Source organism: Thermosynechococcus sp. HN-54 (genome assembly GCF_023650955.1).
In the GTDB taxonomy this organism is placed as follows: domain Bacteria; phylum Cyanobacteriota; class Cyanobacteriia; order Thermosynechococcales; family Thermosynechococcaceae; genus Thermosynechococcus.
This window is the reverse complement of record NZ_CP098039.1, coordinates 339499-354784: the sequence shown is the minus strand read 5'-3', so window position 1 is coordinate 354784 and position 15286 is coordinate 339499. Positions and strand designations below refer to the sequence as shown.

Genomic DNA, 15286 nt, shown 5'->3' with positions numbered 1-15286 from the left:
GGGAGAGGCTATGTTAAAGGCGCTCTTGCTTCTCTTCGGGGAAGTGGATTAAATGGAAACAAATGGAAACGCTAGCAAGGACTATCCTCTTTAGGGGTCAATTTGTGCCTGTGCCACTACTGGCATAGTTCCAACGAAAAACGGCTATTCACCTGTCAGGATCAAAGTATCAGCGTAACGACACCGCCCTTCGCTACGGTTGACGCTTCAAAACGCTGGTTTAGGTCACTTTGCGTTTCAGGTAGGGAAATAGAATGATTTCGTTGGCACGTTTGGGTCGGTCACTTTCAGTTGTATTGGGAGTTGTTACCCTTGGGTTCACCAATGGGCTGGCGATCGCTCAACCGCTCTTGGCACGACAAAATCAATCTCCATTGGCCAATGGCCTGTATCTCCTTGGCGAGTCCCCCCAACCCCAACAGGTGGGTCATAGCTATATTGTTTTTGAAGTCAAAGATCATAAAGTCTATGGGGCGTTTTATATGCCCAATTCCTCCTTTGATTGTTTTCGGGGTACCGTGGACGATCGCCAATTGCAGGTGACCGTTCTACCCACCTACGAGGAGGAACCCTACCAAGCAGAAATTGATTTATTTAGTTTCTATAGCTTGCGCCGCCTCAGTGCCAGCGATCGCGCCATTTTGGCCGCCTGCAAAGCCGAACCCCTGCCCATTGCCACCCAAACAGGAAGCTAGGCAGAGGTGCTATTATCAGACGGTACCTTTTGTCGTTAAGTCTTAGATGGTTAAACTGACCCCCACGCCTGCCTATAGTCTGACGCTGCGATTGGAGACCTCCTTGGATCCGACGGAATTGGGAACCGTTCTCCAGATCATTGGTGGGCAAGAGGGGCAAGTGGGTTCCATCACCCTCATCGAGAAAACCGCCAATAAAATCCTGCGGGAACTAGTGGTGGTGGCTGCCAGCCGCGATCATGCTGAGGCCATTGTCACTGCCGTGAAATCGGACACCCAAGCCACGGTGCTAGACGTGAGCGATCGCACGTTTCAGCTCCATGAGGGGGGCAAAATCACCGTTAAAAGTAAGTACCCCCTCCAAGACTATGACGATCTAGCCATGGCCTATACGCCGGGTGTGGGGCGGGTGTCCCAAGCGATCGCCGACCATTCGGAATTGGTGCACAAACTCACGATCAAAAGCCATACGGTGGCCATTGTCAGTGATGGGAGCGCTGTGTTGGGATTGGGCAATATTGGCCCTGAGGCTGCTCTACCGGTGATGGAGGGCAAGGCCATGCTTTTTCAAGAATTTGCTGGCTTGGATGCCTTTCCCATTTGCTTGAGCACACAGGATGTGGATGAAATCGTCGCCACTGTGAAGCGCATTGCTCCTGTGTTTGGTGGTGTCAACCTCGAGGATATTAGTGCTCCCCGCTGTTTCGAGATAGAAGCCCGCCTGCAAGCAGAACTGGATATCCCTGTGTTTCACGATGACCAGCATGGCACCGCCATTGTTACCCTCGCCGCCCTGAAAAATGCCCTACAATTGGTGGGCAAATCTTTAGACACTGGGCGCATTGTCATTAACGGGGCAGGAGCAGCGGGCATTGCCGTGGCACGACTCCTGCGCAAAGCCGGAGCCAAAGACTTAATCTTATGTAATCGCCGAGGTATTCTCTCAGTGCAGGCAGACCTGACCCCCGCTCAACAGGAATTTGCCGTTATCCAAACGGGAACCCTTGCCGATGCCTTGGATGGTGCCGATGTCTTTATTGGCTTGAGTGCCCCCGGCGTCCTGACATTGGAAATGGTACAACGCATGGCCAAGAAAGCGATTGTTTTTGCGATGGCCAATCCGGTGCCGGAAATCCAACCCGAACTCATCTATGACCATGTGGCGGTGGTGGCCACTGGTCGCAGTGACTATCCCAATCAAATCAACAATGTGCTGGCTTTTCCGGGGGTGTTTAAGGGTACCCTTGCCTGTCGGGCACCCCGCATGACGGAGGAGATGTTCCTCGCAGCAGCAGAAGCGATCGCGGCCTTGGTGAGTCCCTCGGAATTGCACTCGGCCTATATTATTCCCTCCGTGTTTGACCCACGGGTGGCAGCGGCAGTGGCCAAGGCTGTCGAGGAATGCGCGCGATCGCTGGGGTTAGCGCGTGCCTAGTCTCTATTGCGAGACAGTAAAAGGTTGAGTCAGGGTCAAGCCCAAATCCGTATTGGCATCAATCACCACTAGTCGCTGCACGGCTGGATCAATGGCACCACCAATCGTGGCACCGGCGGCTGCACCGGTAATCACTTTTTCGGGGGTAATCTTGCGATCGCCAATCACCGCAGAAGCACCGGTGGCCAAAGCGGCACCAATCAGCGTATCGCGAATAATGGAGGTAGCAGGCCGTCCTTGGTTGGTTTCAATCGCTGCCCCCGTCACTGTCCCCGTGAGCACTTTTAGGGGCGTAATTCTGCGGTCTCCCGCCAAGCCAGAAATCCCCGCAGCAACAGCGGAACCAATGGCGGCATTACGGAAGACATTGCCAATGTTGGGATCACGGGCATCGCGAATTGTGCGAATCACTTGCGAATTGGCGGCGATCGGCAGTTGACGGTTATTGATCACCACCGTATTGGCCACGAATTGAGATCCCCCTTGAGCCGGCTGAATCTGGCCAAAAATTTCACTGCCCACGGGAATGACAACACGACCTTGGCCATCGCGGACATCGGCAGCCGTCACCAAGCGGATCGCAACACTTTCATTGGGGCTAAGGACAATCCGCTCTGCATCGGGGAAACGAGCTGGAATTTGCTGACCGGCTGGGAGCGCAATGGGCGAGGTGGTAGCCGCACCTGCAATGTACTGCGTCGGGACAAGGGCTTGGGCACCGGGAGCACGGGTTGCTTGGCAGAGGAATGCCGCAATATCGGCACGGGTGGCCAGTTGATTCGGCGCCAAGAACTGCACATTGGGATAGTTGACCACCACTTGTTTCGCGGTGGCCGCAGCAACACCGGCGCGTCCATAGGCGGGAATTGCAGCCGCATCATTGAACTGGGCTAAAACCCCCTCCACAGAGGCAGGGGTGGGATATTGCAAGCCACTGGCCAAGGCCACGATTGCCTGAACGCGAGGAATGTTTTGATTGGGCTGAAACACATTGCCGGGGTAGCCACTCAAGAAGCCGGTACGGGTGGCATTTTGAATCGCACTCGCTGCCCAAAACGTGCTGGGGACATCGTTAAACGTACTGGGAGCACGCACCACTGGGGCATTGGGAAACGCCTTCCCCAGCATGGCTGCATATTCAGCCCGGGTGACTTCCGCAAAGGGACGAAAGGTGCCATCGGGATAGCCGCTGATAATGTTGCGACTGGCAAGGTGGTCAATACAGGCCTGTGCCCAAATGCCTTGGGTGTCGGTAAAACGGGATTGGGCTTGGGCGGGAACAGCAGCCAGAAGGGCAAGGGGACTGGAACTCATTAAACCACAGCTCAAAACGGCCAAGCTGCGCTGTGCTAGGCTCTGCATAGCAAATCTCTCCAAGTAAGAGGGTATTCGAGTTATCTGAGAGGGTTTTGGCTACCCCTCAGCAATTTTGATTGGGAAAACACGTCAATGGTTGACTCTGCTGATGCCTATGGACGCAATGCCGTAGATTAGGTTCCCTTGGGGGTAGGGGCTTCAGTGGGGACAAGAACCGATTCCACTTGGGTATTCATTTGCCAACCCGAAATTAAGGCAGCGGGTAGGGTATGGGGTCTAGGGCTGTGGAGCAGGTAAATGAGGCGATCGCCCACTTGCCACTCTTCATTGGCTCGCACCACCCGCAGTCCCTCGGGCCGTTCTACAAGCAGGGGAAGAACTTTTCCAGAACGCACAAGGGCTTCGAGGTGTTGGCGCTGGAGGTGCGATCGCTCCTCCTCAATGACCAGTTCCCCAAGGCGAACCGCGTCGCTATTGATGTATTGGTTCCATTTTTTGATCGACAGTTGTGTCGTAAAGGCCGGACTCAACCCCAAGGGACAATCCTCTAACTCAAGGGCAGCCAAGACCCGCGGTGGATGAAATTCCTCAAGAACGCGCTGAGCCAGCACCGCATTGACCTCGGTATTACTGGTAACCGTTAAATAAGTGCCCAACTGGGTAATGCCCGCCTCCTGCAAGATATTCAAATCAAGGGCACTGCTGAGATAGACCGGCAAATGTTCGCGGCGAGCCTGCTCTACCGCCTCTGGATCCGTGTCAATCATCACTACTTCTTCACCGCGATCGCGCAAAATCCGCGCCAGTAGCCGGCCGAGGGGGGTACAGCCAGCAATCATCACCCCCGATGCCCCCTGAGCACGAACATTGAGTTGGGTGGCCACCCACCGCGCCGTTAACCCTTGGCCAAACACCGTCATCAGGATCGTTAGAAAGACTTGCCCCTTAATCGCATCGCCCCCACTAATTCCAGCATTGGTCAGGGTAATGGCAAAAAGGGAGGCCACCGAGGCAGCCACAATTCCCCGCGGCGCAATCCAACTGAGGAAAGCTTTTTGTTGCCAACTGAGATCACTGCCCCATGTGCACAGAACAACCCCCAAGGGACGGATGACAAACATCAAACACAGAACAGTGAGTACCCCCGACAAGCCTAGCTCCAACAGGCCCGCGATCGAGAGATCGGCAGCAAGAAGCACAAACAACACTGAAATTGAGAGGGTGCTCAGTTGTCCCTTAAAGCGGCGCAGCAGTCGTTCTCCCGGAACTTCACACCAGCGCAGTACCAAGCCAAGCACCACGGCCATCATCAGACCTGACTCGCTGACCAGTTGATCCGACAGCCAAAACAAGCCCCAGAGGACGGCCAGCACCAGCAAGTTGCGTAGATCATCCCCTAGAAACCAAGCGCGGCGCAGGAAGCGGCTGAGACACCATCCCCCCATACCGCCGATCAAGGCACCCACCGCCAAGCGCTGAACAATGCCGAGGGCGATCGCTCCCATGCCCAAGTCTTGATTGAGAACCACGTTGAGCACCATCACCGCCAAGATGGCACCAATCGGGTCAATGAGGACGCCTTCCCCTTCGAGAATAACTGCCAATTTGTGCTCTACACCCACTTGACGCAGCAGCGGCCCCACAACTGTAGGCCCTGTTACCACGACCAAGGACGCATAGAGAAACGCCAGCTGCCAAGGAAACTCGCCGATCCAATGGGCGGCCATTGCCCCCGCCACAAATGTCACCAACCCGCCAACGGTCACCAGTTTCCAGAGACTGCCCGTAATATCTTGGTCGGCACGGCTGAGATCTAAGCTCAAGCCCCCCTCAAAGAGAATCAGTGCCACACAGAGGGGGACTAAAACTTCTAGGCCTTCCCCTAGCACTTCTGGATGGACTAGCCCCAACCCGCTCGGTCCTGAAAGAATACCCGCCAGCAACAACAGGACAATACTCGGCAGGTGTAACCAATGGGCAGTTACTTGGGCACCAATGCCAAGGACAACGGTCATGACGAACAAGGCGGTCAGTTCGGCACTACTTTCCATCGCAGCCTCCACAGGTGTTTAGGCATTCAGGGCTAGACTGACGGGCAAGCGTTCCTCCTTGTTCTACGTCAAAGATCAAAATGGAGCTGTTGTTTTTATCACACCCCATTCAATAGGGGAATCTGATTACAGCATACTGGAAGTCCCTGAACACCGCCAATTTCAATCCATTTTGTAAAAGTTTCCTAGAGGGGGGAAACGGCTCGCGATCGCCACCACAGCCATGCCGCTGCCCCACAGAGGGTACAGTTGCCAATGAAGGTAAAAAGGGCTTGCAGATCTACCAACCAAGCAAGCGTTACTGCATTGTCAAAGTAATGCCACGTACAGGCACACATGGCACTCACCAATGCCGGCAGCATTGCCCAAGCCAGCCACCGCCACCCCCGCCCCGGCAAGCGACGATCCAATTGCGCCACAAACCAAATGGCGGCCATCCACTCAAGGACACTGGAAATGTGCACGATCCATGTGGGAATTGACAGGGCGTGCATTAGGCCTCCGGGTAAATGAGAATTTTGTAAGTCTCAGGGGTGGGATGCACAGCCTGTTCCACTGCCTCAGCAAGTTTGGCCAAGGGGTAGCGATCGCTCACGAGGGCTTTGACATCAATGCGGCGGTTAAAGATAATGTCGCAGGCAAGGGACTGCAAGCGATAGGAGGAGCTGTAGCTCCCCATGAGGTCAATCTCACGGCGGTAGAGAATGTTGGGATTGAGGGGAATCTCCACTTCATCGGGAAACTCTGCAAAGAAGAGAATTTTGCCCCCCTTGCGCGTACACTCTAGGGCTTGGAAAAAGGCTTTTTCACTGGGAACAGCAAGGAGGCTAACATCCACTCCCAAGCCATGGGTGAGGGCGTGCACCTTGGCACTGAGATCGGGATCGCGGGCATCAAAGGCAGCCGCAGCACCCACTTCCTTGGCTTTGGCAATCCGCGAAGGGAGTAAATCGGTGGCGATCGCCCGTGCCCCAAAGAGATTCACCAACATAATAAACATTAGGCCAATGGGACCGGCTCCCGTAATCAGCACCGTTTGGCCGGGAGCAACGCCCGCTTTCTTCACCGCCTTTAGACAACAGTTGGTGGGTTCAACAAAGCTTGCTTCTTCATCACTAATGTCATCGGGAATGGGGATTAAGCCCCCATGCTGCACAATATGCCCCGGCACCTTCACATACTCGGCGAAGCCACCACCACTGGGAATGAAGCCCGCCGTGGTTGTAACAGTTTTATAAACATGGCACATCGAATAGTTTTCGTTTAAGCAATAGGCGCAGTGCATACAGGGAATATGGTGCATGACCACCACCCGCTGACCCACCTGCCAACCCGTCACGGCCTCGCCCACCGCCGCAATTTCACCCGCTGTCTCGTGGCCAAAGATACGGGGCGGCTCATAGAGGGGATAGCGAATTTTTTTGATGTCTGATTGACACAACCCAACGACCTTGACGCGCACAAGGACTTCATCCGCCGCAATCTCAGGGATGGGAATGTCCTCGTAGCTAAGTTGGTTCACCCCTCGGAACACTTGGGCTTTCATTGAGACCTTTGCAAACTCGTCACCCCTAAGATAATTGGCCGTTGCACCGAGGGCAAGTCTGGATGATACCGCTCTTCAAACAAAGGAAAACTCTAGTTGTTTTGCTGCCAACAAGCAAATAGTGGGCTGAGGTGATTTGGTTTCAAGGGCATTCAATAGATTCACGAGCGATCGCCCCACCGCTGCCGCCAAATTCACGGGTACCGCATTGCCAATCTGGCGATCTTGACTGGAGAGGGAACCACAAAATTGCCAATCATCTGGGAACGTTTGGATACGCACATATTCCCGCACCGTCAACGGCCGCGTTTCGGTGGGGTGGCAGCGTTCCGTTTGCTTTTGGGCAGGAGAGCAAGTCAATGTCAACGCAGGTTCATCCCATGCCAACCGCCGTGCCATCCCAGTTTTGCCACCATCAAGGCGAAAACTCCCCATCAGATAGGCCTGCTGAAGATCCGGAGCCAAGTGGCGCCAACATCCCCCTTCGGAAACCTGTTGTAAAATCGCTGCCTTTTGTTCAGGGTAACGCTGAGCCGCAGAGGGAGGCACATCGTTCTTATAGAGAACCCCTGCCTTGAGGGCATCCGCCAACGTCATAATTTGCGGACAAGGACTCGGCAAAGCAAATTAAATTGAGCATAGGGCAACAAGTCATTGCGAATGCCCACAAAGAATAACCGTTGGCGTTTTTGGGGCACGCGATAAAACAAAGCATTGAGAACCTGTGGTGGCATCAGCGTATAGCCAATTTCGGAAAGCACGGCTTCAATCGTTCTAAGGGTACGCCCGCGATCGTGGCTGAGCAGAGCCCGCACATTTTCGCCTAAAAACACTTTCGGTCTTACTTCTTTGATGGCCCGCGCAAATTCAAAAAATAGAGTGCCACGGATATCGGCGAAGCCGAGCTTTTCCCGCGCGTAGGAAAAGGCTTGACAGGGAAACCCACCGGTCAACAGATCAATTTCTGTTTCGATCAGACGTTCCCAGTTGAAGGTGCGAATATCTGCCTCAATCACTTGCCACTGCGGGCGATTTTGCCGCAACGTTCCACAGGCATCTTTATCAATTTCATTCAGGGAGACAACGTGCAACCCCGCCTGCTCTAGTCCCAAGGCCAATCCCCCTGCCCCGGCAAACAATTCAAGGGTTTGGTAAGGCCGCAAGGGTTGGATGAATTGCTCCTGCTCCCAAGGACTAAAAATGAGTTCCCGAAATTTTGGAAACTGAAGCAGTTGGGCTACAGGATAGTAGCGTTTGCCCCGTTCATCCTCTTCACGACAGGTCAAGAGACCTTGGCACTCCCACTTTTGTACGGTGGCTTTTGTCACACTGAGAATATCAGTGATCAGCTCAGCCGATAGAACATCATTGGTCTTGTGTAAAATCCTTAAATCCTTCATAGTTGGAAAATGCCAAATAATAGAGAGCCACCAAGAGATTTGGATGAACTTTTCTTAAACTTTCCCTGATATTTTCATTTTTAGATGAGAAACCAATTTCAACTCCTTCAGATTGAAGGACATCTTGAATGATTTGTGGTAGGTGTTTGCACCAATTCGCGAATGCATCCTTGTCAGCTGTGGCGATCTTATAAAACTTATCAATTGAAATTATTCTTATTCTTTCATCCCTGACTACTTTATCATCTATTTTAACAGACCAAGGAATGTTTTTAGATTCTTTTGAAATCACTTCAATAAAGAAACAAGTTGCTTTTAATTCACTATTTATAGTTTGTTTCATTTTACGGAAATTATTTTCTTTTGCATTGCTATTCATTGTGTTAAATTTGTTTTTGATTTCCGCATAGTAAGATTTCTTAAAATTGACTATGTCATAACCTGATTCAGGAACTTCCCAATCTTGAAAGCATTGAAAAATGTTTTGATGAAAATAGCCAATGTGATTATTATTAGATTTGTCAATTTGTCTGATGATTTGTCTTTTAATAAATTCCTTATCACTGAGATGATAAACAGCGATATCGAAGGTTGCTTTTATTGGATCAATTTTAAGTTTCTTAAATTCTGTGAAATCAATTGATGAGCGATACTTCAGTATTGTTTTTTTTTAACATGAACACGAATATCTTCGTCGCTAATAAATCCTAAATGGTACTGATTTTGGGTTGACAGGCCGACTCTTTAGAAAACGCAAAAGCCTTATAGAGCATGGTGTGGTTCTTTTTATATGGATAGGAAAGGCTCAAAACAGCCAAAACTGCCGTGCGCCGATAGCAGGCACTGAAACAGGAGCATAACTCATACTCTAGAAAAGGGCTATATTAAGATTTTTGCTGCCTTTGACATCTTACGTAACAAAGTGGTACAGAAGCAAACGCTCCTGAAATACTGGAGAAAGAGTCTTAAGTCATGGGGGCAAGTTTGTTGTGGCGTATCCCTTGCACATTGCCTTCATTTGGCATCAACACCAACCCCTCTACAAAAGTTGCCGCACGGGTCAATACCTCCTCCCTTGGGTACGGCTCCACGGTACAAAAGATTACTTAGACCTGATTCTTGTCCTCGCTAAATATCCGCGCCTCAAGCAAACCGTCAACCTTGTCCCCTCGCTACTGCTGCAAATTCAGGATTATGTCAACGGTACGGCTCTTGATCCCTACCTCACAGCCACACTGACGCCGGTCGAGCAACTCACGGATCAACAGCGCTGGTTTATCATTGAGCATTTCTTTGATGCCCACCACCGCACGATGATTGACCCCTATCCCCGCTATCGCGAACTCTACGAGCAGCGGCAAACCCAAGGGAAAACATGGTGTTGGCAACATTGGCAGCCCCAAGACTACGGGGATTTGTTGGCGTGGCACAATTTAGCGTGGATTGATCCGCTGTATTGGGATGAACCAGAGATTGCCCAATGGTTGTCCCAAGGGCGGAATTTCAGCCTTAGCGATCGCCAGCGGATCATTGCCAAACAAAGGGAAATCCTTGGCCAAATTATTCCGCAGCACCGTGCCCTCCAAGAGGCCGGTCAAATCGAAATCACCACAACCCCCTACACTCACCCCATTTTGCCCCTGCTGGTGGATACGGATGCCGCAAAAGTAGCGGTTCCCAACATTGCCTTGCCCCAACAGCGATTTCACTATCCTGAAGATGTGCCGCGTCATTTGCGGCGGGCGCGAGTTCTCTATGAACAATTCTTTGGGCGATCGCCCCGAGGACTGTGGCCGTCAGAGCAATCCGTCAGTCCAGCAATTCTTGAACCGATTCTTGAGCAGGGATTTGAATGGATTTGCTCCGATGAAGCCATCTTGGGCTGGACAACCCGAACCTACTTCCACCGCAATGAGATAGGGGTGGTGCAACAGGCAGAGGTGCTTTACCAACCCTACCGCCTGACAACCGCTAAGGGCGATCTCAACGTTGTCTTTCGAGATCATCGCCTCTCGGATTTGATTGGTTTTACCTACAGTGCCATGGCACCTGAAGTGGCGGCAGCGGATTTGCTCAAGCAGCTAGAAGGCATTCGCCAGCAACTCATTGCCTACGAAGGCAGCGGCCAGACCAGTCTAGAGCAACCATGGTTAGTGACGATTGCCCTCGATGGTGAAAACTGTTGGGAATACTACCCCCGTGATGGTCTGCCATTTTTGCAGGCGCTCTACCAAAGCCTGAGCGAGAGCCAGCACTTTGCCTGTGTTTCTGTGGCGGAGTATCTGCAACAATATCCCCCGCGTGCGGTGATTGCGGGTTCTGCTCTCCACAGCGGCTCTTGGATTGATGGCAATTTCTGCACGTGGATTGGCGACCCAGTGAAAAATAAAGCGTGGGACTATTTAGCGGCTGCCCGCCAAACCCTTGAGCGCCATCCCGAAGCCACTGAAACCAAGAATCCGGCGGCATGGCAAGCCCTTTTTGCCGCTGAAGGCTCCGACTGGTTCTGGTGGTTTGGTGAGGGGCATTCCTCAAATCACGACGCCATGTTTGACCAGCTGTTTCGTGAGCATTTAATGGCGCTCTACACGGCCTTGGGTGAGCCGATTCCTGAAGTGCTCAACGATCCCTTAGAAGTCCACGAAGCCAAGGATACCTACCCGCCCCAAGGCTTTATTCACCCTGAGATTGATGGGCGCGGTGATGAGCAGGACTGGAACTTTGCCGGTCGCATTCAAATCGGTGGCAGTCGGGGAACCATGCACCGCCAAACCCTGATCAATCGCCTCTGGTATGGGGTGGATCACCTGAATATCTATTTGCGTCTCGATGCGCCTAGCCAAAAACAGCCCTTTGGCCATGAAATCAGTACTATTCATTTTTGCTGGTACTACCCCAATATGGTCACGTACAATAGTCCCCTCGCTGACCTACAAGATTGCCCCGATGAAGCGCCGCTGAACTACCTGTACCACCATCAACTGGTGATTCACTTTGAACCGCAACGGATCACTTTCAAGGAGGCGATCGCCAACTATCAGTGGGAAGAGCGACCCAGCCATGCCCGCTATGCCCTAGAGACCTGCCTAGAAGTGGTGATTCCTTGGGCGGATCTGCACCTACGTCCCGATTGTGGCCTTCATTTGTTAATTGTGTTGGCTCAAGATGGCTATTACCTTGATCACTTGCCCACAGAGCAACTGCTCTTTTTGACCACTCCCTAGGCCTTGGGGGAGAGCCTGTTTTCCACGACAATGCTCCCCATTCCACAACAAAAAGACACTGCTAACTCTCTCAGATGAGACTGGCACCAAGAACGAATAATTTGCAGTGAGAAATTATTTTCTCGACCCCAAAGTTCTGTAAGCTCAGATAGGAAACCTCTGCGGGATCAACTTGTGCAGTCTAGGAGGGTTGTGTGGATAACGTCATCGGCTTAGAGATTATTGAAGTTGTCGAGCAGGCGGCGATCGCCTCAGCACGGTGGATGGGCAAAGGCGACAAACACATGGCCGATCAGGTGGCCGTGGATGCCATGCGCAAGCGCCTCAATCAAATCCATATGCGCGGTCGCATTGTGATTGGCGAAGGGGAACGGGACGAAGCTCCCATGCTCTACATTGGCGAAGAAGTGGGCATCTGCACCCGTCCCGACGCAGCACAGTACTGCAACCCTGAAGAACTGATTGAAATTGATATTGCCGTTGACCCGTGCGAAGGGACGAACCTCTGTGCCTATGGTCAACCGGGCTCGATGGCGGTACTTGCCATTTCGGAAAAGGGGGGTCTGTTTGCCGCGCCAGACTTTTATATGAAGAAATTGGCGGCTCCCCCTGCTGCTAAGGGCAAAGTGGATATTCGCTACTCCGCCACAGAAAACCTGAAAATTCTCTCGGAATGCCTTGACCGTGCCATTGATGAGTTGGTGGTGGTGGTGATGAAGCGCGATCGCCACAATGACTTGATTCAAGAAATCCGCGACGCCGGCGCCCGTGTCCAACTCATCTCCGATGGCGATGTCTCCGCAGCTCTCTCCTGTGCCTTTTCGGGAACCAACATTCATGCCCTGATGGGAATTGGCGCTGCGCCTGAAGGGGTGATTTCCGCTGCTGCTATACGGGCCTTGGGTGGGCACTTCCAAGGGCAACTGGTTTATGATCCCGCTGTGGTCATGACCAAGGAATGGGCGAATCGCACCCGCGAAGGCAATCTCGAAGAACTGAAAAAAGCGGGCATCACTGATCCCGACAAGGTCTATGAAGCGGAGGAATTGGCCTCCGGGGAAACGGTGCTCTTTGCTGCCTGTGGCATTACGCCCGGTATGCTCATGAAAGGGGTGCGCTTCTTCAAAGGCGGTGCCCGTACCCAATCTTTGGTCATTTCCACGCAGTCGAAGACCGCGCGCTTTGTGGATACCATTCACATGTTCGATAAGCAGTTGAAGTCGCTCCAGTTGTACTAAGCACTGACCGTGATCAAAGACAATGAACTCCCTCTGCGTGAGGGGGTTTTCTTTTGCATGAGTGCCATGCCTTTGAACCTCGCCACGACGATTACCCTTGCTCGCCTGTTGATTGTGCCAGTGATCCTAGGCTTGCTCTCCTTCAATGAGGGAGCGGTCTATCGCTGGTGGGGGGTGGGTCTGTTTCTGGGCGCAGCCCTGACGGATTGGCTAGATGGCTACATTGCCCGTCGTCTCAATCAGGTCACGGATTTGGGCAAAGTCCTCGATCCTCTCGTGGATAAGTTGCTGATCTTGGTGCCCCTGTTGCTGTGCATTGAATGGGGAGAGGTGCCCGCATGGTCTGTGGCGTTGATCCTCTTTCGCGAGCTAGGCATTGCCAGTTGGCGGGTTCAGCGATCGCAAATTCAGGGCGCCAATCTCTGGGGTAAAGCAAAAACGGTCAGCCAGATCGTCGCTGTCGCTCTCCTCTTGGCACCCTTACCACCGAGTTGGCAGGGGGGAATACTCATTGTTTATGGGGGGGCGATCGCCCTCACCTTGATCTCTGGCGGACTTTACCTCCTTGGTTGAGAACCAATCCGACCCGCTAGCACCTCTTGCAACTGCTGCGGATTGATGCGATCCACCCAGTAGGCTTGAAAAGTGGGCTGAGCCACCTGATTGACGAAGGTTTGACTCAGAAACGGACGCAAGGATTCATTTTTTTGATTGAAGACGCCAAAGAAAGCCTCCGCCAGTCCCTTGAAAAAGGGCTGTGCCAACTGTGGGTTTGGGCCAATCAGATCATTGGGAACTGGCAAGACTCCCGCTTCACTGACCCCCACCACCGAGAAATGGGTACCGGGCACGAGCATGGCAAGGTACTTGGGCTGAGTCTGCAACCACGTAAAGGGTAAGACCTGCTCCTCCAAAGGTGGCGCAAAGACATCCCGACTACTGGAAACAATCAGCGTGGGCACCTTGATATTGGCCATCCCCCCTTCACCAATCAGGATACTGCTCACAGGATTGACAGCAATTACTGACTTGACCCGCAAATCCGCCAGTGCAGAGGGCACATCAGAAAGGCCAAGACTACGACATTGCAAAGGCACTGAGATATTGAAGATAAAGAGATCATTCGCCGCTGCTAGACAGCGTTGTTTCACTGCATTCCAATCAACAGTACCCCCTGCTGCCGCCAACACGGTGAAGCCCCCCATCGAGTGGCCAAATAGCCCCACATTATTGGTGTCAATTTTCAGGGCTGGATTTTTCTGAACCAAAGCCGCTACAGCATCCACACCAAATTTCAAGTCAAGGGGGCGTTGCGCCCAATCCTTTGGCAAGTTCTCGTAGTCGAGGGGCGCCCCAGAGAGAAAACTATTAATTCGGCTGGCATCCGAACCGGGGTGAGTGACTGCCAAAACTGCCAATCCATGACTGGCGAGGTGCTCTGCCAAGTAGGCAAACGTCGTGCGGTCTGAGGCTAAACCGTGGGAAATGACAATTAGAGGTGCAGGCGCCGTGATTCCTGTTGGAACATAGAGATCTGCGGGAATGGGGCCTGTGGTGCGATTGGGATTGGTAAATTCAATTTTTTGCTTTTGCCACTGAAAGGAACCCTTTTGGGCAGGATTAAGGCTACTGGCTGGCAGAGGTGTTTTCGGTTGGAGTTGCGCCAAGCGTTCGATAAAGTCTTGCGCCCGTTGTTCTTGATTCACTGCACGGGTAAAGGCTCCAACTGCCTTCAGACCCAACTCACCATTGACTTTAACACTCTTGCCAGGAAAGGCCTGTAGCACTGAGAGTAGGGTAATGCCTGAGGAGGAACTAGCGGCGGTTTTCAGGGCTTCACCAAGCGCTTGGCCACCATTGACATCATTGTCTGCACGAATGACTTGGCCAATACGCTCTAAGAAAACTTGACCAATAGGGCTGCTGACAAACTGACTGACGGTGGTGGGTTCTAAGTCCATGCGGGTTGTTAGGCCTTCCCGCAGGTTTGGCTCTTGGTCACTAGGAAGCAATTGAATTAAAAACCTTAGCTCTGGACTGGTATTACCCGTTTTGGCAAATGTGGCAAGGTCGCTCACTTGAATGTTGAAGGTGCCGAAGGGCGGATAAACAAGGCTAATTTGCTCGGCAGCAAGTCCTGTCTGTCCCCAAAATGTTGCAGCCACGCCCAAGAGGGAGAACCACTGCCATTTTTTCCTTGTGCGTGCGATCGCCATCCCTAAAACACCCTCACTTGGTTCTCAAGCATTATCGTGGTTTACCAAGCCAACGGCAACTACAGGTCTGATCTAAAAAGTATGTGCCGTTCTTGTGAAAGAGGCGCTTAACCTTCCATGATTACCTGACCACTGCCCTGGGTGGCAAGTTCCTTGCTGTGGTA

General features: G+C 52.4%; 13 protein-coding genes. 5 read left to right on the top strand and 8 right to left on the bottom strand.

Annotated features, from left to right (window positions below):
- Positions 1–254 precede the first annotated feature (254 nt).
- Together NBE99_RS01715 and NBE99_RS01710 are read left to right on the top strand one after the other, a co-directional pair.
- Positions 255–695: a hypothetical protein gene (locus NBE99_RS01715; protein WP_250682795.1), complete on the top strand. Its 441-nt coding sequence runs from the start codon at positions 255–257 to the stop codon at positions 693–695.
- 46 nt (positions 696–741) lie between these two features.
- A complete protein-coding gene (locus NBE99_RS01710; protein WP_250682794.1) occupies positions 742–2130 on the top strand; it encodes an NAD-dependent malic enzyme in 1389 nt (462 codons plus the stop codon).
- A gap of 3 nt (positions 2131–2133) precedes the next feature.
- Here the strand turns inward: NBE99_RS01710 and NBE99_RS01705 are convergent, their stop codons facing one another.
- From NBE99_RS01705 to NBE99_RS01675, 7 genes are all read right to left on the bottom strand, one after another.
- Complete coding sequence (locus NBE99_RS01705) at positions 2134–3492, bottom strand: S-layer homology domain-containing protein (protein WP_250682793.1); 1359 nt, start codon at positions 3490–3492, stop codon at positions 2134–2136.
- 128 nt (positions 3493–3620) lie between these two features.
- Complete coding sequence (locus NBE99_RS01700; RefSeq protein WP_250682792.1) at positions 3621–5498, bottom strand: sodium:proton antiporter; 1878 nt, start codon at positions 5496–5498, stop codon at positions 3621–3623.
- A 185-nt stretch (positions 5499–5683) separates the two neighbouring features.
- Positions 5684–5992, bottom strand: a complete 309-nt coding sequence (locus tag NBE99_RS01695) for a DUF2499 domain-containing protein (protein WP_250682791.1) — start codon at positions 5990–5992, stop codon at positions 5684–5686.
- Positions 5992–7044 carry a zinc-dependent dehydrogenase gene (locus NBE99_RS01690; protein ID WP_250682790.1) on the bottom strand — a complete coding sequence of 351 codons (1053 nt, stop codon included), beginning with the start codon at positions 7042–7044 and terminating at the stop codon, positions 5992–5994. Before NBE99_RS01690 ends, NBE99_RS01695 begins: the two co-directional genes overlap by 1 nt.
- A gap of 75 nt (positions 7045–7119) precedes the next feature.
- Positions 7120–7641: a DNA cytosine methyltransferase gene (locus NBE99_RS01685; RefSeq protein ID WP_250682789.1), complete on the bottom strand. Its 522-nt coding sequence runs from the start codon at positions 7639–7641 to the stop codon at positions 7120–7122.
- A complete protein-coding gene (locus NBE99_RS01680; protein WP_250682788.1) occupies positions 7638–8372 on the bottom strand; it encodes a DNA cytosine methyltransferase in 735 nt (244 codons plus the stop codon). Before NBE99_RS01680 ends, NBE99_RS01685 begins: the two co-directional genes overlap by 4 nt.
- A gap of 37 nt (positions 8373–8409) precedes the next feature.
- Entirely contained in the window at positions 8410–9054 is a 645-nt protein-coding gene (locus tag NBE99_RS01675; protein WP_305879893.1) for an Eco47II family restriction endonuclease, read from the bottom strand.
- A gap of 379 nt (positions 9055–9433) precedes the next feature.
- Here NBE99_RS01675 and NBE99_RS01670 point away from each other — a divergent pair, with 379 nt between their 5' ends.
- The 3 genes from NBE99_RS01670 (at position 9434) to pgsA (ending at position 13479) form a co-directional block, all read left to right on the top strand.
- The gene (locus tag NBE99_RS01670) at positions 9434–11668 is read left to right on the top strand and encodes a glycoside hydrolase (RefSeq protein WP_250682787.1); all 2235 of its coding nucleotides are present in this window, start codon (positions 9434–9436) and stop codon (positions 11666–11668) included.
- A gap of 194 nt (positions 11669–11862) precedes the next feature.
- Complete coding sequence (gene glpX / locus NBE99_RS01665) at positions 11863–12906, top strand: class II fructose-bisphosphatase (protein WP_250682786.1); 1044 nt, start codon at positions 11863–11865, stop codon at positions 12904–12906.
- 66 nt (positions 12907–12972) lie between these two features.
- Entirely contained in the window at positions 12973–13479 is a 507-nt protein-coding gene (gene pgsA, locus NBE99_RS01660) for a CDP-diacylglycerol--glycerol-3-phosphate 3-phosphatidyltransferase (protein ID WP_250683674.1), read from the top strand.
- On the opposite strand, the gene NBE99_RS01655 is transcribed toward pgsA, so the two are convergent.
- Positions 13464–15122, bottom strand: coding sequence for an alpha/beta hydrolase (locus NBE99_RS01655; RefSeq protein WP_250682785.1), 1659 nt, complete (start codon positions 15120–15122; stop codon positions 13464–13466). The two genes, pgsA and NBE99_RS01655, sit on opposite strands and share 16 nt — an antisense overlap.
- Between the last annotated feature and the right edge of the window lie 164 nt (positions 15123–15286).